At 71.4% G+C, this 20,485-nt stretch carries 24 protein-coding genes; 7 read left to right on the top strand and 17 right to left on the bottom strand.

Annotated features, from left to right (window positions below):
* Positions 1–110: 110 nt before the first annotated feature.
* Positions 111–1,175: a histidinol-phosphate transaminase gene (locus Q9S71_RS05610; protein WP_311861066.1), complete on the bottom strand. Its 1,065-nt coding sequence runs from the start codon at positions 1,173–1,175 to the stop codon at positions 111–113.
* Positions 1,176–1,246: 71 nt separating this feature from the next.
* Between Q9S71_RS05610 and Q9S71_RS05605 the strand changes: the two genes are divergently transcribed.
* Positions 1,247–1,639, top strand: coding sequence for a phage holin family protein (locus Q9S71_RS05605; RefSeq protein WP_217528719.1), 393 nt, complete (start codon positions 1,247–1,249; stop codon positions 1,637–1,639).
* On the opposite strand, the gene Q9S71_RS05600 is transcribed toward Q9S71_RS05605, so the two are convergent.
* Both Q9S71_RS05600 and Q9S71_RS05595 read right to left on the bottom strand, forming a co-directional pair.
* Positions 1,611–2,897: an alpha/beta hydrolase family protein gene (locus Q9S71_RS05600; protein WP_311861063.1), complete on the bottom strand. Its 1,287-nt coding sequence runs from the start codon at positions 2,895–2,897 to the stop codon at positions 1,611–1,613. The two genes, Q9S71_RS05605 and Q9S71_RS05600, sit on opposite strands and share 29 nt — an antisense overlap.
* Positions 2,897–3,190 (bottom strand): hypothetical protein, encoded by a 294-nt coding sequence (locus Q9S71_RS05595; RefSeq protein WP_311861061.1) that lies wholly within the window; start codon positions 3,188–3,190, stop codon positions 2,897–2,899. The genes Q9S71_RS05600 and Q9S71_RS05595 overlap by 1 nt, the downstream gene beginning before the upstream one ends.
* 140 nt (positions 3,191–3,330) lie before the next feature.
* Between Q9S71_RS05595 and Q9S71_RS05590 the strand changes: the two genes are divergently transcribed.
* Positions 3,331–3,804: a low molecular weight protein-tyrosine-phosphatase gene (locus tag Q9S71_RS05590; RefSeq protein WP_064002909.1), complete on the top strand. Its 474-nt coding sequence runs from the start codon at positions 3,331–3,333 to the stop codon at positions 3,802–3,804.
* A gap of 26 nt (positions 3,805–3,830) precedes the next feature.
* Complete coding sequence (purB, locus tag Q9S71_RS05585) at positions 3,831–5,213, top strand: adenylosuccinate lyase (RefSeq protein WP_217529182.1); 1,383 nt, start codon at positions 3,831–3,833, stop codon at positions 5,211–5,213.
* Positions 5,214–5,240: 27 nt separating this feature from the next.
* Here purB and Q9S71_RS05580 read toward each other — a convergent pair whose 3' ends face one another.
* Complete coding sequence (locus Q9S71_RS05580) at positions 5,241–5,594, bottom strand: hypothetical protein (protein ID WP_064002711.1); 354 nt, start codon at positions 5,592–5,594, stop codon at positions 5,241–5,243.
* Positions 5,591–6,232 (bottom strand): V-type ATP synthase subunit I domain-containing protein, encoded by a 642-nt coding sequence (locus Q9S71_RS05575; protein WP_311861059.1) that lies wholly within the window; start codon positions 6,230–6,232, stop codon positions 5,591–5,593. Before Q9S71_RS05575 ends, Q9S71_RS05580 begins: the two co-directional genes overlap by 4 nt.
* Before the next feature lie 95 nt (positions 6,233–6,327).
* Here Q9S71_RS05575 and Q9S71_RS05570 point away from each other — a divergent pair, with 95 nt between their 5' ends.
* The gene (locus tag Q9S71_RS05570) at positions 6,328–7,452 is read left to right on the top strand and encodes a PQQ-dependent sugar dehydrogenase (RefSeq protein ID WP_311861057.1); all 1,125 of its coding nucleotides are present in this window, start codon (positions 6,328–6,330) and stop codon (positions 7,450–7,452) included.
* Here the strand turns inward: Q9S71_RS05570 and Q9S71_RS05565 are convergent.
* The 4 genes from Q9S71_RS05565 to Q9S71_RS05550 form a co-directional block, all read right to left on the bottom strand.
* The gene (locus Q9S71_RS05565; protein ID WP_217528730.1) at positions 7,427–7,879 is read right to left on the bottom strand and encodes a hypothetical protein; all 453 of its coding nucleotides are present in this window, start codon (positions 7,877–7,879) and stop codon (positions 7,427–7,429) included. The genes Q9S71_RS05570 and Q9S71_RS05565 overlap by 26 nt on opposite strands.
* Before the next feature lie 127 nt (positions 7,880–8,006).
* Positions 8,007–8,999: a DUF2332 domain-containing protein gene (locus tag Q9S71_RS05560; protein WP_311861056.1), complete on the bottom strand. Its 993-nt coding sequence runs from the start codon at positions 8,997–8,999 to the stop codon at positions 8,007–8,009.
* Between the two features lie 95 nt (positions 9,000–9,094).
* Positions 9,095–9,892: an alpha/beta fold hydrolase gene (locus Q9S71_RS05555; RefSeq protein ID WP_311861055.1), complete on the bottom strand. Its 798-nt coding sequence runs from the start codon at positions 9,890–9,892 to the stop codon at positions 9,095–9,097.
* A gap of 29 nt (positions 9,893–9,921) precedes the next feature.
* Positions 9,922–10,536 carry a MerR family transcriptional regulator gene (locus Q9S71_RS05550; RefSeq protein WP_311861054.1) on the bottom strand — a complete coding sequence of 205 codons (615 nt, stop codon included), beginning with the start codon at positions 10,534–10,536 and terminating at the stop codon, positions 9,922–9,924.
* Between the two features lie 67 nt (positions 10,537–10,603).
* On the opposite strand from Q9S71_RS05550, the gene Q9S71_RS05545 reads away from it, so the two are divergent.
* Positions 10,604–11,080: a DUF4188 domain-containing protein gene (locus tag Q9S71_RS05545; protein ID WP_311861053.1), complete on the top strand. Its 477-nt coding sequence runs from the start codon at positions 10,604–10,606 to the stop codon at positions 11,078–11,080.
* 66 nt (positions 11,081–11,146) lie between these two features.
* Here Q9S71_RS05545 and Q9S71_RS05540 read toward each other — a convergent pair whose 3' ends face one another.
* Together Q9S71_RS05540 and Q9S71_RS05535 are read right to left on the bottom strand one after the other, a co-directional pair.
* Entirely contained in the window at positions 11,147–12,658 is a 1,512-nt protein-coding gene (locus Q9S71_RS05540; RefSeq protein ID WP_311861052.1) for an MATE family efflux transporter, read from the bottom strand.
* 127 nt (positions 12,659–12,785) lie between these two features.
* A complete protein-coding gene (locus Q9S71_RS05535; RefSeq protein ID WP_311861051.1) occupies positions 12,786–13,616 on the bottom strand; it encodes an aldo/keto reductase in 831 nt (276 codons plus the stop codon).
* Positions 13,617–13,812: 196 nt separating this feature from the next.
* Here Q9S71_RS05535 and Q9S71_RS05530 point away from each other — a divergent pair, with 196 nt between their 5' ends.
* Complete coding sequence (locus Q9S71_RS05530) at positions 13,813–14,334, top strand: sigma factor-like helix-turn-helix DNA-binding protein (protein ID WP_311861050.1); 522 nt, start codon at positions 13,813–13,815, stop codon at positions 14,332–14,334.
* 84 nt (positions 14,335–14,418) lie between these two features.
* Here the strand turns inward: Q9S71_RS05530 and Q9S71_RS05525 are convergent, their stop codons facing one another.
* From Q9S71_RS05525 to Q9S71_RS05505, 5 genes are all read right to left on the bottom strand, one after another.
* Complete coding sequence (locus Q9S71_RS05525; RefSeq protein ID WP_311861048.1) at positions 14,419–16,071, bottom strand: FAD-binding dehydrogenase; 1,653 nt, start codon at positions 16,069–16,071, stop codon at positions 14,419–14,421.
* A gap of 52 nt (positions 16,072–16,123) precedes the next feature.
* Positions 16,124–16,399: a hypothetical protein gene (locus Q9S71_RS05520; RefSeq protein ID WP_311861046.1), complete on the bottom strand. Its 276-nt coding sequence runs from the start codon at positions 16,397–16,399 to the stop codon at positions 16,124–16,126.
* A 152-nt stretch (positions 16,400–16,551) separates the two neighbouring features.
* Complete coding sequence (locus Q9S71_RS05515; protein WP_311861045.1) at positions 16,552–17,412, bottom strand: SDR family oxidoreductase; 861 nt, start codon at positions 17,410–17,412, stop codon at positions 16,552–16,554.
* Positions 17,409–18,203, bottom strand: a complete 795-nt coding sequence (locus Q9S71_RS05510) for a thioesterase family protein (RefSeq protein ID WP_311861044.1) — start codon at positions 18,201–18,203, stop codon at positions 17,409–17,411. The genes Q9S71_RS05515 and Q9S71_RS05510 overlap by 4 nt, the downstream gene beginning before the upstream one ends.
* Positions 18,204–18,259: 56 nt before the next feature.
* Positions 18,260–19,267, bottom strand: a complete 1,008-nt coding sequence (locus Q9S71_RS05505; protein WP_311861043.1) for an SDR family oxidoreductase — start codon at positions 19,265–19,267, stop codon at positions 18,260–18,262.
* 198 nt (positions 19,268–19,465) lie between these two features.
* Here Q9S71_RS05505 and Q9S71_RS05500 point away from each other — a divergent pair, with 198 nt between their 5' ends.
* Positions 19,466–19,711 (top strand): hypothetical protein, encoded by a 246-nt coding sequence (locus Q9S71_RS05500; RefSeq protein WP_311861041.1) that lies wholly within the window; start codon positions 19,466–19,468, stop codon positions 19,709–19,711.
* Between the two features lies 1 nt (position 19,712).
* Here the strand turns inward: Q9S71_RS05500 and Q9S71_RS05495 are convergent, their stop codons facing one another.
* Positions 19,713–20,273 carry an NUDIX domain-containing protein gene (locus Q9S71_RS05495; RefSeq protein WP_311861040.1) on the bottom strand — a complete coding sequence of 187 codons (561 nt, stop codon included), beginning with the start codon at positions 20,271–20,273 and terminating at the stop codon, positions 19,713–19,715.
* Between the last annotated feature and the right edge of the window lie 212 nt (positions 20,274–20,485).

Below are 20,485 nucleotides of genomic sequence, written 5' to 3'. Positions count from 1 at the left end.
CCGCGGCGCCGGGCGCTCGCCTGTCACGAAGCGCGGAGCCGCACGGCGTGTCGTGACAGGGGAGCGCGGGCGGGGTGCCGCGCGACGGCCTGCTCGCAGATGGGTCGCCGTCAGGGGCGAACGGATGCCGCGACCTCGACCACGCGGTCGATCGACTCCTCCTCGCCCACCGACACGCGCACGCCGTCGCCGGCGAAGGGACGGACCACGAGGTCGGCGGCCTCGAAGGCCGCCGCGACCTCGAGCGAGCGGTCGCCGGCCGGGAGCCAGACGAAGTTGCCCTGCGCGGTCGGCACGTCCCATCCGATCTCGCGCAGGCGGTCGACCAGAAGGTCACGCCGCCGCGCCACGACCGCGACGCGCTCGCGCAGGTCGTCCTCGGCGTCGAGGCTCGCGAGCGCCGCGGCTTCGGCCTGCGCCGTGACCGACAGCGGGATGCCGGCACTGCGGGCGGCATCGAGGATGCGGGGGTGCCCGACGGCGTATCCGATGCGCAGGCCGGCGAGCCCGTACGCCTTCGAGAAGGTGCGGAGGATCACGACGTTGTCGTGCCCGGCGGCGATGACCCGCTCGCCCTTGACCGCTGCGGCATCCGTCACGAACTCGACGTACGCCTCGTCCAGGACGATCAGCACGTCCTTCGGCACGGCGGCGACGAACGCGTCGAAGTCGGCCTGCGTCACGACCGCGCCGGTCGGGTTGTTCGGCGTGCAGACGAAGACGGCGCGCGTGCGGTCGGTGACAGCGGCGGCGAGGGCGGGAAGGTCGACCGCGGCGGCATCCGTCAGCGGGACCATCACGGGGGTGGCGCCGGTGACGGTCACGATGCCCGGGTACGCCTCGAAGGAACGCCACGGCAGGACGATCTCGTCGCCGACCGAGGCGACGGCCTGCGCGAGCTGGTACAGGATCGAGACCGAGCCGGCGGCGATGTGGATGCGGTCGTCGGTGACCCCGAACCGCTCCGCCAGGCGCGTGCGCAGCCGGGCGGCGAGCGCATCGGGGTAGCGGTTGAAGGCGACCGCGTCACGCACCGCGGCGACGACGCCGGGGAGCGGGTCGAACGGGTTCTCGTTGCTGGAGAGCTTGTACGCGGTGGCGCCGGCCTGCTTGCCCTGCTTGTAGGCGGGCAGCGCGGCGATCTCGGGACGAACCCGGACGGGGATGTCGGTCACGCGACGAGTCTACGAGCGGGAGCGCCGGCCCGTCCCTCGCCCGTGGACGCACGGCGTGGGAGACTGCGGGCATGCGCTTCATCGTCCGCGTCGTGATCAACGCCTTCGCGATCTGGGTCGTCACCCTCATCGAGCCGCTGCGCGTCGAGGTGACCCCCTTCGAGCCCGGCGAGACTCTGCAACTCGTGCTGTCATTGCTCGCCGTCGCGGCGGTCTTCGCGATCGTCAACACCGTCATCGGGACGATCCTGAAGATCGTCGCGTTCCCGCTCTACATCCTCACGCTCGGGCTCATCTCCCTCGTCATCAACGGTTTCCTGTTCTGGCTGACCGGGTGGTTCACCGAGTGGTGGGGCTGGGGTCTGTCGGTCGAGTCGTTCTGGCTGGGCGTCGTCGCGGCGCTGATCATCTCGCTCATCAACTTCGTCTTCGGGATCATCCTGCGTCCGCAGACGAAGCGCTGACACCCTCGGCGGTGTCGTAGACGAACACCTCCACCGACTCCGCCGTGCCGAGCTCGGCGAGGCGGTCGCGCACGGCATCCATCCGCGGGTCGGTCGAGACGTCGAGCATCTCGGACGTCGCGGTGTACTCGTCCATCTGGTGGGAGTTCAACCACGGAAGCGGGTCGACGGTCCGCTCGACGACCATGCTCCCGGGGGCGCCGATCTCGGCGTCGTGGCCTCCGCCCGCCAGGAGCGGCACCACGTCGTCCCGGTGCCGGAAGTCGACCTGCAGGGTGTCTGGCCCCACGTCGGCCTGGACGGGGTTGCCGAACCCGACGATCATCGGCACCTCGTACTCCTTCTCGAGCGCGATCCGGCTGGCGACCATGGCGCCCTGGGAGTGCCCGCTGACCATCACCGAATCGCCGGGCTTCGCTCCCGCCTTCTCGAGCGCGATGCGGCTCGCTTCATAGGACGACGACCTCATCCCGTCGTACAGGGCGACGTTCGACGACCAGTCGAACGTCCCGGGGTCCTCTCCGAACCGTGTGCCCGAAAGGTACAGCGCGAACCGCCGTCCCCCGTCCGGCATCGTGTACCGCTCGACCCGGATGGTGCCCGGCCCGCCGCCGGGCACGCGGCGCGCCACATCGGCGACCGTCGCGGGCGCCGATCCCGGCTGGGACCGCGCCAACTCGACGGTGGGACGGGCCGGCTTTCCGAGCAGACGGCTCCCCTCGGGGAGCGTTCCCGTGCCGCGGTCCCGGATCTCCGCCGCCCCCCAGCGGAGCGCCCCCACTGCGACGGGCGCGAGGCCGGAGGCGAGGGTCGTCCACCACAGCTCGCCCGCGACCGTCGCGAAGGGATCGGGCGCGTCCGCGACGGCCTGCCGCGCGGCTTCTGCCGCAGCGGGGGAGGATGCCTCGAGCTCCGCCACCTTCCGGGCGAGGTCCACCACCTCGCCGCGATCGCGCGCGTCCCCGTGCCGGGCGATCGCCGCACGCGCCTGCAGCTCGACGATCTCGTACGCGGTCGCCGTGTCGCGGAGTGCGCGCGCAAGCTCCTGCCCCCGCTCGACGACCGCGCCCGCGGCGGTGGCGAGGTACGCGGCACCCCCGCCGATCGTCGCGGACGCGAGGAGTCGGTCGGCCGACCTCAATCCGGCACGGACCGTGTCGGCGTCGGCGACCGCGAGCTCGGTCTGCGCCGCCGCGTTGCGCAGGGTCTCGGTGTCGACGGCGACGACGCGGCCGCCGCGGATCTCGATGTCCGCCATCAGCCCGTCGCCTCGACCCAGGTGCGGTCGCCGTACGCCTGGCCGATCGCCCCCTCGATCGCCGTCGACAACCGGGCGACCTCGCCCTCCCACGCGGCCACCGCCTCGCGGAACGCGTCGGCGGCCTCGGCGCGCCAGTCGACGAGGTGCGCGATCCGCCGGACGTCGGCGAGCAACTCGAGCACCTGATCGTCGGCTTGTCGCAGCAGAGCGATCCCGTCGTCGAGGGCGGCGAGACGCTCCCCCACGGGAGCGCCCCACAGATACGGGGACGGCGCGAGAACATCGGACATGCGTCGACTGTGCCCCCGGCGTCCGCTCTTCGGAGGGCGTCGGGAACGGACGGTGGATGCCGCGCAGCGGACCCGCTCTGTGCAGAAGGCCCGACGATCAGCACAATGGAGGGGTGCCCGAGCCCGATGATGCTTTCCGTGTGCTGTTCGTGTGCACGGGCAACATCTGCCGGTCCCCGATGGCGGAGGTCGTGTTCCGGTGGTTCGCCGATCAGGCGGGTCTCGGCGACCGTGTCGTCTCGACGAGCGCCGGCACGGGGGAATGGCACGTCGGCGAACGGGCCGACAGCCGCACGCTCGAGGCCCTGGAGCGCCGCGGGTACGACGGCACCCGGCACCGCGCGCGGCAGTTCTCCCGCGAGGACTTCGACCGCAACGACCTCGTGATCGCGCTGGACCGCTCGCACGAGCGGATCCTGTCGGAGTGGGCGCGCAGCCCCGCCGACGTCGACAAGCTCGCGCTGCTGCTCAGCTTCGACGCGCGGGCCGACGGGGCCCTCGACGTGCCCGACCCGTACTACGGCGGCCCCACGATGTTCGATGAGGTGCTCGGTATGATCGAGAGCGCCAGCCGGGCGTTGTTCCGGCAGCTCGAACCCGCGCTTCGCCGGTGAGCGCACCCCCCACCGAACGGAGTCGCGTGTCCTCCCTGCCCTCGATGTCCCTCAGCCCGCTCGACGGTCGTTACGCCGCCGCGGTCGCCCCGCTGGCCGAGTACCTCTCGGAGGCGGGTCTCAACCGGGCCCGCGTCGAGGTCGAGGTCGAGTGGATCATCACGCTGACCGACCGCGGCCTGTTCGGATCGTCCGCGCTCACCGATGAGCAGAAGGAGTCGCTGCGCAGCCTCTACCGCGACTTCGGCGACGACGACATCGCCTGGCTCGCCGAGAAGGAGGCCGTCACCCGGCACGACGTGAAGGCGATCGAGTACCTCGTCCGCGACCGCCTGTCGTCGCTCGGACTCGACGCGATCGCCGAGCTCACCCACTTCGCGTGCACGAGCGAGGACATCAACTCCGCCTCGTACGCCCTCACCGTCCAGCGCGCCGTCGAGCGGGTCTGGCTGCCCAAGCTGCGCGCGGTCATCGCCTCGCTGACGCAGCTGGCCGAAGAGCACCGGGATGCCGTCATGCTCTCGCGCACGCACGGTCAGCCCGCGACGCCCTCGACCATGGGCAAGGAGCTCGCCGTCTTCGCGTGGCGCCTGCAGCGGGTCGCCGGCCAGATCGAAGGCGGCGAGTACCTCGCGAAGTTCTCGGGCGCGACCGGCACCTGGTCGGCGCACCTCGCCGCCGAGCCCGACGTCGACTGGCCCGCCCTCTCGCGCGGCTTCATCGAGGGCCTCGGCATCGGGTTCAACGAGCTGACGACCCAGATCGAGTCGCACGACTGGCAGGTCGAGCTGTACGACCGCGTGCGCCACGCAGGCGGCATCCTGCACAACCTCGCCACCGACGTGTGGACCTACATCTCCATGGGCTTCTTCGCGCAGATCCCCGTCGCGGGTGCGACCGGCTCGTCGACGATGCCACACAAGATCAACCCGATCCGGTTCGAGAACGCCGAGGCGAACCTCGAGATCTCGGGCGGGCTGTTCGGAACGCTCGCGCAGACGCTCGTCACGTCGCGCCAGCAGCGCGACCTCACCGACTCGACGACGCAGCGCAATATCGGCGTCGCCTTCGGCCACTCGCTGCTCGCGCTCGACAACCTGCAGCGCGGGCTCACCGAGATCTCGCTGTCGCGCGACGTGCTGCTGGCCGACCTCGATGCGAACTGGGAGGTCCTCGCCGAGGCGATCCAGACCGTCGTGCGCGCCGAGATCGTCGCCGGCCGCTCGCAGATCACCGACCCGTACGCCCTGCTGAAGGACCTCACCCGCGGCCGCCGCGTCGGGGCGCCCGAACTCGCCGAGTTCGTGAACGGCCTCGACATCGGGGATGCCGCGAAGCAGCGCCTGCTCGCGCTCACCCCCGCCGGCTACGCGGGTCTCGCCGACCGGCTCGTCGACCTGCTGCGCTGAGCGCGGGGCGCTGCGCGGGCGCGCGGGTCAGTGCGGGGAGCGCGGGCCGCGGCCGGCGTCGCCGGGGGCGTCCGGAGCGGCGTCGTCCTCCGGGTCGAGGAGCAGGCCGCGGTCGACCTGCTTGCCGACCTGCGCGGGGTCGACGACCAGCAGCGACAGCGCCATGATCACGAGCGTCGCGATGAAGGTGACCCCGGCGACGATCGCGGCGACGCCCCAGGCGCGCAGGTGCTGGTCGACGTCGCTGGTCGGACGCTGATCCTGCAGCACCCCCATCGAGACGAGCGTCACGATCCCGGCGAACAAGGCCGCGAGCAGCGCGAAGCCGAGCAGCTGGACCGGGCGCATCAGGTCGCGGCGGGTCGGGTTCTTGTCGGTCATGAGCGGCCTCCAGCGGCATCCGTGTCGGCCGTCTCCACCGCGGGGACCGCAGCGGGACGAGGTGAGAACGCGGCGATCCCCAGGTACACCGCGACGATGGCCGCATAGCCCCCGAACACGCCGACGCCGATCGTGATCCCGGTCAACGTGAAGGACTGCTGAGCCTGGTCGATGTAGTAATCGAGCGTGTAGCCGCGCGGGATGAACACCAGCGCGACACCCAGCACGATCGTGAGGGCGCCAACGAAGACGGACTCGCGGGCGGCCGGAGCGTCCCGGCGGCGGCCGACGATGCCGATCACGAGCTCCGCGACACCGGCCGCGAGCGCCCAGACGAGAACCACCGTGAAGTATCCGTCGACGGTGCGCGCGACGGGCAGGGTCGCGATCATGCCCGCGACGAGGGTCAGGATGCCGAGGAGCACCGCCTGCCAGCGCTCACCCGCGCGGAACACGAGCCACGCCGACAGGATCAGGATGAGTGCGGTGGCCACGGCGAACCCGCTGAAGACGGCTCCGCCGACCTGCGCGGAGTGATCGACCGAGAACGTGATCATGACCGCCGCGATCGCCGCGAAGAGGGCGCGCCCCATCTGCAGGTGGCGCACCTCGAAGGTACGGGGGGCGGCGTCAGGCACAGGCTGTCTCTCGGGGACGGGGACGGGATGCCCCCAGTTTAGGTCGTCCGCCCGGTTCCGGCCTCCGGAGCGGCAGGATGCGGTTGACTGAGCGCATGTCCCCGCGCCGCCGCTCCGCCGCCTCGTCCGCCGGGCTCGGCCTCGCCGCGGCCCTCGCTCTCGCGGGGTGCGCGGCACCCGGGCAGCCGACCACCGAGCAGCCGACTGCCGCGTCGCCGACGCCGACCGTCACCCCCACGGCCACGCCCACCCCGACGCCCACCCCGGTGACGCCGCGCACCGTCGCGACGGGGCTCGAGGCTCCGTGGTCGATGGCCGTGCACCGGGACACCGTGTTCGTGAGCGAACGCGACAGCGCCCGCATCCTCGAGGTCGCGGCGGACGGTGCGACGCGTGTCGTCGCGACGGTCGAGGGCGTCGTGCACAGCGACGAGGGCGGTCTGCTGGGTCTCGCGATCGACGGCGACGACCTGTTCGTCTACTCGACCGCCCGCGACGGCAACCGGGTGCAGCGCTATCCGATCACAGGCTCTGCGGGTTCTTTCGGGCTCGGCGAACCGGAGTCGGTCATCGACGGGATGCCGGCGGGCACCCACCACAACGGTGGGCGCATCGCGTTCGGCCCCGACGGGATGCTCTACATCGCGAACGGCGACACGAGCGACGAACCCGCCTCGCAGGACCCCGGTTCGCTCGCGGGCAAGATCCTGCGGATCGCGCCCGACGGCAGCGTCCCGTCGGACAATCCCGACCCCGACTCCCCCGTCTACAGCCTCGGTCACCGCAACGTGCAGGGCTTCGCGTGGGCCGAGGACGGCACGATGTTCGCGAGCGAGTTCGGCCGCAACTATCGCGACGAGCTCAACATCATCGAGCCCGGCGGCAACTACGGCTGGCCGTACGTCGAGGGGACCGGCGGCGAGGCGGACGGGTTCATCGACCCGGTGCAGACGTGGCCGACGGATGCCGCCAGCCCCAGCGGCATCGCCGTCGTGAACGACACGATCGTCATCGCGAACCTGCGCGGCCGCGTGCTCCGCGCCGTTCCCGTCGCGGATCCGTCGACGTCGACCGACCTCACCACCGAGTACGGCCGGCTCCGCGACGTGACCATCGGCCCCGACGGCACGCTGTTCGTGCTCACCAACAACACCGACGGGCGGGGGTCGCCCCGCGAGGGCGACGACCGGATCGTCAGTCTCGCGGTGCCGCAGCCCTGACGAGTTCGCGGATGCGCTGCTCCACGGCATCCGTCATCTCGATCACCGCGAACGAGACCGGCCACATCGGACCGTCGTCGAGCTGCGCGGGCTCGTCGAAGCTGACCGTGCCGTAACGGGTGTTGAACTTGGATGCCGGCTGCCAGAAGACGACGACCTTGCCGTCCTTCGCATAGGCCGGGAAGCCGTAGAACGTCTTCGGGTTGAGGTGGGGCGCCTCTTCGAGGACGATGACGTGCACCCGCTCGGCGATGATGCGATCGGTGCCCTCGAGCGCCTCGATCGCGTCGAGGCAGGCCTGGTTCTCCTTCTCGATCTTGGCGAGGCCCTTCAGGCCCTTCATCGCCTTGAGCTCATCGGCCCGCTGCTTCATCGCGGCCTTCTCGGCGTCGCTGAAGCCGGCTCCCCCGCTGGTCTTGCCTGCCATGGTGGTTCCCTCCTGCTGTGGAGTCGATGTTGCCACTCGCGCGCTCGCGGGGCGAGGGGGCGGTTCCGGGGACGCGTTTCGTCGGGTGGGATGCCGCGTGGCGACGGGTCGCGTCCCCGGAGCGGGGTCAGAGCGCGCGGTAGCTTCGCCCGTGCGGATGCGTGAGTGCGACGGGCTCGCCGTCGACCGCCAGCACGAACCGGTGCCGCTCACCGGGCGGGACGACCCGCTCGAACTCGGGGAAGACGCCGAGCCCCTCGTTCGAGAGCCACACGGCATCCGTGTCGGCCATCGTCCGCCGGAACCGCTCGCGGTCCTCGGGGGTCAGGTACGCGAGCACCGCCGTGTGGAAGACGACGAGGGTCGCATCGCGAGGGGCGGATGCCGCGGCATCCGCGATCAGGTCGTTCAGGTCGCCGGCGCGGATCGGCGCGGGATCGGATGCCGCGATGCGCGCCGCGGCGGCGAGGCGGGCGCGGCGGTCGTCGTGCTCGGGCCACACGAGGGCATCGAGCCAGGCGAGGGTGTCAGGGTCGGCCGGATCGAGCGGGTTCAGGTCGATGCCACCGCGCCACACCACCTCGGGCAGGCGGGTCGGGGGCGTAGCGTTCTCGATGCGGCAGTCGACGACGACGTCGGTCGGGGTCGTCGGCTCGATGGCGGTGACGGCGCCGTCGTCCGCGGTGTAGCGGTACGCGTACCGGTCGGGGTGGAGGCAGAGCCCCGCCGACGCGCCGACCTCGAGCAGGGCGAGCGGTCCCGGGATGCGGACCAGCTGCGGCAGCAGCACGGCGCAGCGCGCGGCCTCGTTCGTCTGCGTCGCGTGGGTCAGCGCGACCTCGCGAATGCGCGACCAGTGCGCGATCGCGTGACCACGGGCATCCGTCCACGACATGATCGGCACACCGGCGACGCGCATCGCGGCGAAGACGAGGTTCGCCTGCCGCTTCGTCCGCGGGAGCTCGTCGATCAGCGCGAGCATCTCGACGTCGTCCGCGATCCCGAGCGCCCAGTCCTCGTACGTCGCCGATGATCCGGCCGCTTCGCGCGCACCGAAGGTGCGGTAGTGCTCCGCCGTCGGCGAATCCGCCGCGACGCCCCACGAGGGAAGGTCGGTCATGGCGCGAGCGTAGCGCGAGGCCAGGTCCCGATCGGGCCGGGTATGTCGCGACCTTTCCCGGCCGGAGTGGGACGTCGACGGATGCCGCGGCGCGGCTACTCAGCGAGAAAGGCGAGCGCGGCCTCGCGGAAGACGCGGGAACCCGGCGCGTTGAAGTGGTGGCGGTCGGGGATCTCGACGAACCGGCCCTGCGGGGTCGCGGCGGCGAGCGATTTCGAGCCCTCGATGATGCCGTCCTTCGTCCCCGTCGCGAAGAGCACCGGCTGGCCGGGCGCCTTGCCGGGGTCGGGGTCGACCGTTCCGGTCGCGCGCATGCCGCGGGCGATCGCGAGCAGTGCGCGCAGGTCGTTGCCGGGCACCCGCTCGGTGAGGGTGATGTAGTTGTGGGTCACGGCATCCGTCACCGGCTCTCCCTCGTCGACGTACGCCTGCACCTGGTCGAGGTCGAGGCGCCCGAGCGGCACGCCGTCGGGTACCCCGCCGAGGACGACACGGGGGATGCGGGGCTCCAGGTCGCGGGCGACCTCCCACCCGACGCGGGCGCCGAGCGAGTACCCGACGTACAGCGCCTCGTCGACGAGGTAGGTGTCGAGCACGGCCTCGACGTCGGTCACCATCGTGCGCAGGGCGTAGGCCCGCGACTCGTGCGGCTTGTCGCTCGCGCCGTGTCCGCGCTGGTCGACGGCGAGCACGCGGTACCCCGCGCGCAGCAGGTCGCGCACCCAGCCCGTGTTCACCCAGTTGTCGCGGGCGCTCGAGGCGAAACCGTGCACGAGGATGACCGTCGGGGCATCCGCCGGTCCCCACTCGTACGTCGCGATGCGGTAGCCGTCCCCCACCATCACGAACTGCGGGTCGGGGGTCTCGGTCAGCGCGGGGAACACGGTGGTCACCCCACGATCATGCACCCCACAGGTTTCGCTCAGGTATCGCTTGCGCCGAAGCGTTCGCCCGAGACGAGCTCCTCCGCGACACGGCGCAGTGCGAGCAGCAGCGGTTCGACGAGGACCGTCCCGAGGACGACGTAACGCACCGCGTCTCCTGCGGACGCCGTGGGGATCGCGTCGATCTCGGCCTCGACCATCTGACGGATGCCGGCGAGGTACGCCGTCATGGTGGTCTCGGGGACGGCGAAACCGCCCCTTTCGATGCCGTCGAGAGCTCGCGCGACGCCCGCGATCTGCTGCGGACCGCACACGTCGGGATCCCATCCCCATCGCCGGATCAACGCCTGTGCCGCGGTCAGATCGAGGTCGCCGTCGATCGAAGGCGACACCGCCGCGTGCGCCATACCCAGCAGGTGGCTCGGGTTCTCGGGGGGATCGTCGAGCGCCCCGAGAACCTGGCGGGCGGCGGCGACGCCGACTCCCGCATCGACGAGCGCGCGGATCAGCCGGAGCCGTTCGACGTGGGCCGCGCCGTAGACGGCCTGCGTCGCCGACGTGCGTTCGCCCTCGGGCAGCAGCCGCTCGCGCAGGTAGTACTTGATCGTCGCCACCGGGACACCCGTCTCGGCGGACAGTTCCGAGATCCGCATCGATTCCCCCTTGACTTCGATAGTACGGCTATCCATTCTAGATAGTGACACTATCGAAAGGCTCGCCATGACGCGCATGACCCATACGCATGAGGGGGAACTCGTCGTCTTCCACCTCGGCATGACCATCCGGAAGTGGTGGCGGCCCGACCTGTGGATGCCTGTCTCCGCCGCCATGCCGCGGATGATGGCCGAGCTCCTCGGCGACCCCGACTCGGGCCTCCTCGGCTCGACGATGCTCCTCGGCAGGCGGGGGCCGTACCTCGTGCAGTACTGGTCGTCGATCGACGAGCTGTACGCGTACGCCTCCGCCCCCGCACAGGAACACCGACCGGCGTGGACCCGCTTCAACCGGCTCGCCCGCAAGCACCCCGGAGCCATCGGCGTCTGGCACGAGACCTACCGGGTCGCGGCGGCCGAGTCGGTCTACGTGGACACACCCGCGATGGGCCTCGGCGCGGCGACAGGACTCGTCGAGATCGGCCGTCGCCACGACCGGGCGCGCGCACGCCTCGACGACGGCGCGACCCGGGCTCGCAGCTGACGCGAGCGAGGTCCCGATCGAGCCGGGAACAGCGGTGCGATACCCGGCCGGATCGGGACCTCGGCCTCAGCGCTTGCGGGCGAGGCGGCGCGACGTGCCGGCGCGGCGGCGCAGCGCGCGGCGCATCCGCGACGTCGGCTTCGGCAGCGGGACCGGCTGCGTCACGACCGTCTCGACCGTCATCGAGCCGTCGACCGGTCCGATGACGGCGATCGGCGTGGTCGGGGTGATGGTCATCGGCGCCATCGGCATCGTCGCGAGCATCCGGTGCGCGCGGATGTACGCCGGGATCAGGATGATCGCCGCCGAGATCCACGCCAGCGGGTTCGACCACGCCACGCCGACGAACCCGAACAGGGCTCCCAACAGGATCGCCGCCGCCGCCCGCGCGACCAGCTCCACGACACCGGTCACCGTCGGGATCACGGCGTTGCCGAGCCCCTGCAGCGCACCCCGCGTGACGAACAGGACGCCGAGCGCGGTGTAACTGAACCCGTTGATGACGAGCATCGAGACCGCGAGGTGCACGACGTCGTCCGCGCCGTCTCCGACGAAGATGCGGACGATCGGGCCGCCGAGGGAGATGAGCAGGATGCCGAGGGCCACCGCCGCTCCGACGGCGATCCACGTCGCCTGCACGACGCCGCGCCGGATGCGGTCGGGGCGCCCCGCGCCGTAGTTCTGGGCGACGTACATCGAAACCGCGAGCGACATCGACTGCAGCAGGGCGACGGCGAGGCCGTCGACACGGGATGCCGCGGTGTACGCAGCGATCGCCTCGCCGCCGAGCGTGTTGAGCGCGACCTGCACGGTCAGCGCACCGATCGCGATGATCGACGCCTGGAAGCCCATCGGCAGACCGAGACGCAGGTGCGCGACGATGTCGGCGCGGGTGATGCGCCAGTCCTCGCGCTTCAGGTGCAGCTCGGGGATGCGGCGGCGCACGAACTCGAGGCACAGGAGTACCGAGACACCCTGGGCGACGACGGTCGCCAGAGCCGCGCCGGCGACACCGAGGCCGAGCCACGCGATCGCGGCGATCACGAGCACGACGTTCAGGGCGCACGCGACGATGAGGAAGACGAGCGGGGTCCGGGAGTCGCCGATCGCACGGATGACGGCGGACAGGAAGTTGAAGAACATGAGCGCCCCGGCACCGAGGAAGCTCACCTGGGCGAAGACGGTCGCGTCCGCGAGCAGCTCGGGCGGCGTCTGCAGCGCCACGAGTGCGGGCTCGGCGAGCAGCGGCGCGCCGACGGTCAGGATGACCGTCGTGATGCCGCTGAGGACGGCGCCGGTGGCGACGGAGCGGCGGACACCGGCGGCATTCATCGCTCCGTAGGCCTGCGCCGTCGGGATCGCGAACCCGGACGTGAGACCCCACGCGAAACCGAGCAGCAGGAACAGCAGGCTGCCGGTCGCTCCCACGGCGGCGAGCGCGTCGACGCCGAGCAGCCGACCCACGACGATCGTGTCGGCGAAGTGGTACAGCTGCTGCACCACGTTGCCGATCATGAGCGGCAGGGTGAACAGCAGGATGACGCGCCAAGGGCGGCCCGTCGTGAGGGAGGTGGCCATGGGGGCTTTCAGGGGGTTCGAATCGATTCGAGGTCGATCGATTGTATCGAGCCCTTCCTGAGAGATGTAAGGGGGGTCCACGAAAAAAGGGGCGCCGATTCCTCGGCGCCCCTTCTCGGTGAACGGGTCAGAACGTGGCGGTGTCCGGGTCGGCGCCGACGCGCTGGCCGCGGTCGAGCGCGTTGATGGCCTCGACCTCGTCCGACGTCAGCTCGAAGCCGAACACGTCGAAGTTCGTGCGGATGCGCTCGGGCGTCGACGACTTCGGGAAGACGATGAGGCCCTCCTGCAGGTGCCAGCGGATGACGACCTGCGCCGGGCTCACACCGTGGGCCTCGGCGGCATCCGCCACCGCCTTCTCGCCGAACAGGTCGTACTTGCCCTGGCCCAGCGGGCCCCACGACTCGGTGTGGATGCCCTTCGGTTCCTGGAACGCGCGCAGCTCGCGCTGCGCGAACGCCGGGTGCAGCTCGATCTGGTTGACCGCCGGAACGGTGTCGGTCTCGTCGAGCAGGCGCTGCAGGTGCGGCTGGTGGAAGTTCGAGACGCCGATGGAGCGGGTCAGGCCGTCGGCCTGGAAGGTCTCGAACTGCTGCCACGTCTCGACGTAGCGGTCCTTGTCGGGGCGCGGCCAGTGGATCAGGTACAGGTCGACGTAGTCGAGCCCGAGCTTCTGGAGGCTCGCCTCGATCGCGGGACGCGCGGTGTCGCGGCCCTGCTCGGAGTTCCACAGCTTCGTGGTGATGAACAGCTCGTCGCGGGGGATGCCGGAGGCCGCGATCGCGCGACCGACACCCTCTTCGTTGCCGTACACCGCCGCCGTGTCGATGTGGCGGTAGCCGGCTTCGAGGGCGACGCTGACGATGCGCTCGGCCTCGGCGGGATCGACCTGGAAGACGCCGAAGCCCAGCTGGGGGATGGTGTGTCCGTCGTTGAGTGTGAGAGTGGGAACGGTCATGGGCTTTACTTTTCCACCGCCGGGTACGTCATCGGCACCGGTTGACGAAACGTTGCGGATGCGGCATCCGCTCCGTGCGTTCGCGGATCGCGCACGCGGGCGATTCGTCCATTCAGATGACTGGATGTCGGCTAGCACCGACTCCCGACGGGGGCAATGGCTCGAATGAACGGCTCGGGAGGCGCACGATGAGGTCATGTCGCACCCCCTTCCGCTGACGGACACCGAGCTGTCGGATCTGCTGGCCCGCACGGCCACCGGTGACGCGGACGCCTTCGCGCGGCTCTACGACGCGACCTGCGCGAGCGCCTACACGCTCGCGACCCACATCCTGCGGAACGAGCAGCCGGCGCAGCGCGTGCTGCGGGAGGTCTACGTGCACGTGTGGGAACACGCGGCGGAGGCCGAGGCGCGGCATCCGCGGGCCTGGGTCCTGCTGCTCACCCACCGTCACGCGATCGCGCACCGGCGCACCCTCGATGCGCAGGCGGAGGCCGTGTCGCGGGAGCGACTGGGCGACATGAGCCTCGAGCAGCAGCGGGTCATCGCGCTCGCCTACTTCGGCGGCTACAGCCAGACCGAGATCGCCGCGCTCACGGGAGAGACCCTCAGCGCCGTGCGCTCCCTCACCCGTGGCGCCCTCGACCAGCTGCAGGCCGCGGCGCGCGTCGTGACCTCGCCCATCACGCTGCCGCGCGTCTCCGGCGCCGTCGCGTAGCAGCATCAGGGCCCCGACCCGGCGCTTGCCTGTCACGAACTGCGGCGCGGGGCGGCGTGTTGCGACAGGGGAACGAGCGCGTGCTCACACCGCGGCGGCCATCGCGCGGCCCGCGACGCGGCCCGAGAAGATGCAGCCGCCGAGGAAGGTGCCCTCGAGCGCGCGGTAGCCGTGCACGCCGCCCCCACCGAAGCCGCTCGCTTCGCCGGCCGCGTAGAGCCCGGGGATCGGCTCGCCCGAGGCGGCGAGCGCGCGGCCGGACAGGTCGGTCTCGATGCCGCCGAGACTCTTGCGCGTGATGATGTGCAGCTTGACGGCGATGAGGCGACCGGCCCGGGGATCGGCGATCGGACCGGGCGTCGCGACGCGCAGCAGCTTGTCGCCGCGGTAGCGCCGCGCCTGTCGCACGGCCGTGACCTGCGCGTCCTTCGTGAACGGGTTCGTCATCTCGCGGTCGCGCGCTTCGAGTTCGAGCCGCACGCGGTCGATGTCGAGCAGAGCGGATGCCGCCCGCATCCGCTCGAGCAACTGCGGAACCGTGTCGGCGACGATGAAGTCCGCCCCGCGCTCGGTGAACGCTTCGACCGGCGCGGTCGCCCGGCCGCGCTTCAGCCGCTGCGCGAGCAGCTTCACGTCCTTGCCGGTGAGGTCGGGGTTCTGTTCGCTGCCCGACAGGGCGAACTCCTTCTGAAGGATCGCCTGGTTGAGCACGAACCAGCTGTGGTCGTGCCCGGTCGCGACGATGTGCTCGAGCGTGCCGATCGTGTCGAACCCGGGGAACAGCGGCGTGGGCAGGCGGTGACCGGTGGCATCCAGCCACAGCGACGACGGCCCGGGGAGGATTCGGATGCCGTGGCGCGGCCACACCGGGCTGTGGTTCTGGATGCCCTCGACGTAGTGCCACATCCGGTCGCCGTTGATGAGGTGCGCACCCGCCTCGGCGGCGACCCCCAGCATCCGTCCGTCGACGTGCGCGGGGACGCCCGAGAGCATCGTCTCGGGCGGGCGCCCCATCCGTGCGGGCCACTGCGCGCGGACGAGGTCGTGGTTGCCGCCGATGCCGCCGCTCGAGACGAGGACGGCCCCGGCCCGGAACGTGAACGCGCCCGTCTCGTCGCGGTTGCTCGGGGCGCCGCGCTCGGCGTCGTCGGGCGCGAGCACGACGCCGCTGACACCGACGACCGCGCCGCCCTCGACCTCGAGACGGTCGACGCGATGGCGGAACGCGATGCGCGCCCGGCCTGCCGCGACCCCCTCGAGCACGCGGCGCACGAACGGCTCGAGCACGCCCGGACCGGTGCCCCACGTGATGTGGAACCGCGGCACCGAGTTGCCGTGCGCGGTCGCCCGGTCGCCGCCGCGCTCGGCCCAGCCCACGATGGGGAAGAAGCGGATGCCGCGTTGCCGCAGCCACGCCCGTTTCTCACCGGCCGCGAACTCGAGGTAGGCCTCGGCCCACGCGCGCGGCCAGCGGTCCTCGGGCCGGTCGAACCCGGCCGAGCCGAACCAGTCCTGCCGCGCGAGCTCGAGCGAGTCCTTCACCCCGAGGCGGCGTTGCTCCGGCGAGTCGACGAGGAAGAGTCCGCCGAACGACCACCACGCCTGTCCGCCGAAGCTCGCCTCGGGCTCCTGCTCGACGATCAGCACGCGCTTGCCCGCGTCGAGCAGCTCGGATGCGGCGACCAGCCCGGCGAGCCCCGCCCCGACGACGATCGCGTCTGCGGCATCCGTTGTCATGCGTACGTCCCCTTCGACGATCCCGTCGACGCCGACGGGTGCTGAAGCGACTCTAAGCGGATGCGGCGCGCTCGGCGCGACGGCGGCGGTGTCGGCGCACCGCGACGACCACGGTCACGACCACGATGACCGCAGAGACCACGGCCCACGGCCCGATGTCCACGCGCAGACCGGCGTACGACGCGGTGTACGACTCGCAGAAGGACTTCTCCGGATCGGGCGAGTCGAGGCAGCGTCCGAAACCGAAGATCGGGGCGAGGAAGATCGTCGCGAGGAGCAGCGCGGCGGCGCCCCACAGCACCGCCCGCATCGGAGATCCCGCACCCATGGGGTGATCCGACCACATCGGAGGGTGTTCGCGCCAGGGTTCGCGCACGGATGCACGACCGGCGGTGCCGGCGCTTAGTGCGCGTCGCGGCGAAGCGACGCCTGCCCCACCGATCGTGCATCCGTCACCGCTGGAGGCTGTAACCGCCGTGGTTACAGGCTGAACCCGCCGTCGCTCGTGAGCACCTGCCCGACGATCCATGCGCCCTCGGCGGTCGACAGCCAGCCGATGAGGGCCGCGGGGTCGCTGGGCACGCCGACACGGCCGAACGCCGTCGTGCGCAGCCATTCGTCGAGGCCCGAGGTGTCGCGGTCGGCGCTGTCGGGGTCCATGTACCCGGTGTTCACGGGTCCCGGGTTGATCGTGTTGAGGACGATGCCGAGATCGAGGAGGTCCGCCGCGACGGTGCGGGTGACCCCCGCGAGTGCCGCCTTGCTCGTCGCGTAGGCGACCTCGCCGCGCATCGCGCCGTGGCCCTGCCCGGACGTCATCCAGAACACGCGACCGGTCGGCTCGGCGTAGGGCTTCGAACCCTCGACCGCGTCGCCCGGCCGGCGCTGACCGGACTGCGGCGGCGCGAGGCGACGCGCGAACTCCGCGGTCAGCAGCAGCGTCGACCGGGTGTTGGTGTCCCAGAACGCGTCGAGCCGGTCAGCGGTCATGTCGAGGATGCTGCCGTCGTCGCCGCTCTTCGCGTGGTTGCAGACGAGGATGTCGAGCCGGCCGGTGAGCGCGGACGCGGCGTCGATGAGACCCGGGATCGCCGCGGCATCCGTCAGATCCGTCTCGACGTCCCCGAAGGTTGCGTCGCCGACGAGGGCCGAGCGGATGCCGGTGCGCACCGCGTCGAGATCGTCGCCACCCCACGGCCGGTTCAGGTCGTGGGGGCGCCAGTGCTGGATGAACACGCTCGCGCCGAGCTGCGCGAGCCGCGTCGCCACGGCGTACCCGATCCCGCGCCGGCGCGAGACGCCGGTGACGAGGGCGGTCTTCCCGGCGAGGGGCGCGGTCATCGGTGCGGCCTCACGGTGAGGGACTGCACGACCGAGCCGACGACGCCGCGCTCGTCGTGCAGGACGGTGTGCGTCATCCCGAGCCCCGTCGCGCCGAACGTGACGGTCGTGTCGAACCCGACCCACCCGTCCTCGGGGGCGCGGACGAGGTGGAGGGTCAGGTCGAGGTTCGGAAACGCGACCTCGCGCGGATCGACGCGCGGGGTGACGCCGTTCGCGATGTCGATGAGCGACGCGAGGCGCGCCGTCGTCGAGACCGGCTCGCCCTCGAGCAGCGGCACGGCGGGCAGGATCCAGGTCCAGGCGCGACCCGGCGCCTCCTGCCGGCGGCGCACCTCGCCGACCGTCGCGATGAACTCGCCGGGCCACGCCGACGACGGGTCGACGCGCTCGATCGCGTCGCGGGGCGGCATCGCCGGGTGCGCGGAGCCGGCGAGCGCCTCGGTGTCGCGCATGTGCAGGAGCCACGCCCGTGCCGAGAGCGCGGGACGACCGCCCTGCGCGAGCGTCGCCTCGACAAGCTCGATGCTGCGACCCGGCCGCAGCACGCGACACGTCACCTCGACCTCGTCGATCGGGATGACCCCGAGGATGTCGACCGATAAGCGCGAGAGCTGCATGGGCTGCGGGCTGCGCGCCGCATGGTCGACCTCGATGGCATGCGCGAGCAGGCCGATCGGCGGGGCGACGTGCTGCTCGGTGACGTTCCACGCGCCGCCGGTGAAGGCGGTGGGCTGGAACCGGGTCTCGTTCACACCTTCGGAAGCGAGGCGTTCGAAGTAGGCGGGCACGAGATGGGATGCTACCCGCGGCCGACCTCCGGGGTCAGGGGTCTGGGGGGCGGGGTTCAGCGTCGCAGGAGCTTCACCGCGCCGGCGACCGCGGCGGCCCCGACGACGGATGCCGCGGTGTAGAGCCCGCGCCGGTGGCGCAGCGCGCGGGTCTGCAGGCTCTCGCCGCGCGCGCGGTCGTCGAACGCGCCGTGCGCACCGTGGTCGCCGGTGACCGGCTCGTAGAGGTTCGGCGGGGTGGTCGACGAACCCTTGTCGTCGGCGAACTGACCCTCCCACGCGTTCTTGGCGAGGTACCAGTCCATGAAGCGGCCCGCCACCCGCGTGCCGAGGACGAGACCGACGGTCGACTCGCCCACCCAGGTGCGGCGGCGCGGCTTGTCGGCGACGTCGGCGACCGCACGGGCGCCCACCTCGGGCTGGTAGATCGGCGGCACCGGTTGCGGGTGCTTCGAGAACGGCGACTTCACCCAGCCGAACTGCGTCGTGTTGAGGGCCGGCATGTCGACGATCGAGACCGCGACGGCGCTCCCCTCGTGTGTGAGCTCGGACACGACCGAGTCGGTGAAGCCGTGGATCGCGTGCTTCGACCCGCAGTACGCCGCCTGCAGCGGGATGCCGCGGTGGGCGAGGGCCGAGCCGATCTGGATGATGTGGCCGCGGTCGCGCCCCCGCATCCGTCGCAGCGCGGAGCGCGTGCCGTTGACGGTGCCGAGGTAGGTGACCTGCGTCGCGCGCTCGTAGTCCTCCGGGGTCGTGTCGAGGAAGGGGGCGATCGAGCCGGACATGACGTTGTTCACCCACAGGTCGATCTCGCCGAGCTCGGCCTCGACCTCGGCCGCCGCGAGCTCGAGGGCGGCGTGATCGGCGACGTCGACGGTGATGCCGTGCGCGCGGCGGCCCTTGGCGCGCACCTCGGTGGCCGCGGCATCCACTCCTTCGAATCCTCGGGCGAGGACGGCGACGTCCCAGCCGCGGGCGGCGAGTTCGCGCACGATCGCGCGGCCGAGTCCGGCGCTGCCGCCGGTGACGACGGCCACGCCTCGGGATGTGCTGCTGCTCACGACCGGCTCCTCCGCGGGAGCCCGACCGGGCGGGGGACCCGTGTGAGGCGGGCTTCAGCCGCTGCGTCCATCCTTCGTGCTGGGGTCGACGGGCGGGATGCCGTTGCCAGCGCCGCGGGGATGAGGTACGGGCAAGCGCATCGAGGTCGAGAATGCAAGCCGGGATGCGGCATCCGCCCACCGGGTTAGCGTCGCGGCATGAAGAGCTCAGAGATCCGCTGGAACGACGAAGCCCGCGGCAAGATCCTCGACGACGCCGATCGCGTGCTGCGGGAGGCCGTGGTCGACCTCGCCCGCTCCGGGAATGAAATGTCCTCGGACGACGCGTTCGCCGCACTGACGGGCAGGCTGAAGGACAAGTTCATCGACTGGGAGCCGGGTCCCGACCTGCGCACCTACGCCGACGCGATCGCAAACGGCGAGATCGAGACCGATCCGGCGTAGCTCACCAGTCGACGAGCGGCGCGGCGCGTGGGTAAGTGCTGATGTCGACGGGTTCCCAGGCATCGAGGATCTCGTCGAGGATGAACCGCCCGGCCTGACGCCACATCTCGACGACCTCCTCGTCGGGGATGCCGTCGAGCTCGGACCGCGTGACCAGACGGATGTCGGTGGACTCCCCCGGTTCCGGTTCGGCCGCCGGGGGCTCATCGGCGACGAGGGCGTAGAGCAGGTCGGTGTGGAAGTGGCTCGGGTCTGTCGAGGTGCAGGCCGTGGACGACATGACGGGGACGGGGTGCACCGCGGCGTCGGTCAGCTGCCTCACCCGGATGATCGGCTGCAGCACCCGCACCTGCGACGGCTGATAACCGGACTCCTCGACGAGCTCCCTCAGAACGGCCGCCCACGGTGTCTCGTCGCGCTCGATGTGACCGCCGAACATCATCAGCTTCTGCACCTTGAGGTGTCGGTGGAAGGTGAGGCGAGGCTCGGAACCGTCGATGCGGACGATGAAGAACGACACGGTCGCGTCATGATCGCCGGGAGCGGTGTGCAAGTGGGGCATCGAGGGGTGCTCCGTGTGGGGCTGGGGGCGGATGTCGGGTCGTGACGATGATGCCAGCACGGCGCGTGTTCGCCCATGCGTGCTGATTTCGCTCGCGACCGTGCAGACGCGCGGGCTTCCCGTCGTTCCCGCACTCCGGCTCGAGCTGCCCGTCCGCTCAGGGTCTCCGGGGGCGCCATGTTTGCCCTGTCGACATGAGAGGACTCTCATTT

Origin of the sequence: Microbacterium gawkjiense (genome assembly GCF_031932225.1) — a bacterium.
In the GTDB taxonomy this organism is placed as follows: domain Bacteria; phylum Actinomycetota; class Actinomycetes; order Actinomycetales; family Microbacteriaceae; genus Microbacterium; species Microbacterium gawkjiense.
Note: the sequence above shows the minus strand (reverse complement) of the source record. Positions and strands in the feature narration are given on the sequence as shown.

Bases quoted from the DNA above. Each gene is read 5' to 3' on its own strand.
- Q9S71_RS05605 (WP_217528719.1), top strand. From the start codon at position 1,247: ATGCGCTTCATCGTCCGCGTCGTGATCAACGCCTTCGCGATCTGGGTC.
- Q9S71_RS05520 (WP_311861046.1), bottom strand. From the start codon at position 16,399: ATGGGTGCGGGATCTCCGATGCGGGCGGTGCTGTGGGGCGCCGCCGCG.
- Q9S71_RS05535 (WP_311861051.1), bottom strand. From the start codon at position 13,616: ATGACCGTTCCCACTCTCACACTCAACGACGGACACACCATCCCCCAG.
- Q9S71_RS05580 (WP_064002711.1), bottom strand. From the start codon at position 5,594: ATGACCGACAAGAACCCGACCCGCCGCGACCTGATGCGCCCGGTCCAG.
- Q9S71_RS05545 (WP_311861053.1), top strand. From the start codon at position 10,604: ATGACGCGCATGACCCATACGCATGAGGGGGAACTCGTCGTCTTCCAC.
- Q9S71_RS05565 (WP_217528730.1), bottom strand. From the start codon at position 7,879: ATGGCAGGCAAGACCAGCGGGGGAGCCGGCTTCAGCGACGCCGAGAAG.
- Q9S71_RS05595 (WP_311861061.1), bottom strand. From the start codon at position 3,190: ATGTCCGATGTTCTCGCGCCGTCCCCGTATCTGTGGGGCGCTCCCGTG.
- Q9S71_RS05500 (WP_311861041.1), top strand. From the start codon at position 19,466: ATGAAGAGCTCAGAGATCCGCTGGAACGACGAAGCCCGCGGCAAGATC.
- Q9S71_RS05530 (WP_311861050.1), top strand. From the start codon at position 13,813: ATGTCGCACCCCCTTCCGCTGACGGACACCGAGCTGTCGGATCTGCTG.
- Q9S71_RS05515 (WP_311861045.1), bottom strand. From the start codon at position 17,412: ATGACCGCGCCCCTCGCCGGGAAGACCGCCCTCGTCACCGGCGTCTCG.
- Q9S71_RS05540 (WP_311861052.1), bottom strand. From the start codon at position 12,658: ATGGCCACCTCCCTCACGACGGGCCGCCCTTGGCGCGTCATCCTGCTG.
- Q9S71_RS05600 (WP_311861063.1), bottom strand. From the start codon at position 2,897: ATGGCGGACATCGAGATCCGCGGCGGCCGCGTCGTCGCCGTCGACACC.
- Q9S71_RS05495 (WP_311861040.1), bottom strand. From the start codon at position 20,273: ATGCCCCACTTGCACACCGCTCCCGGCGATCATGACGCGACCGTGTCG.
- Q9S71_RS05560 (WP_311861056.1), bottom strand. From the start codon at position 8,999: ATGACCGACCTTCCCTCGTGGGGCGTCGCGGCGGATTCGCCGACGGCG.
- Q9S71_RS05525 (WP_311861048.1), bottom strand. From the start codon at position 16,071: ATGACAACGGATGCCGCAGACGCGATCGTCGTCGGGGCGGGGCTCGCC.
- Q9S71_RS05570 (WP_311861057.1), top strand. From the start codon at position 6,328: ATGTCCCCGCGCCGCCGCTCCGCCGCCTCGTCCGCCGGGCTCGGCCTC.
- Q9S71_RS05550 (WP_311861054.1), bottom strand. From the start codon at position 10,536: ATGCGGATCTCGGAACTGTCCGCCGAGACGGGTGTCCCGGTGGCGACG.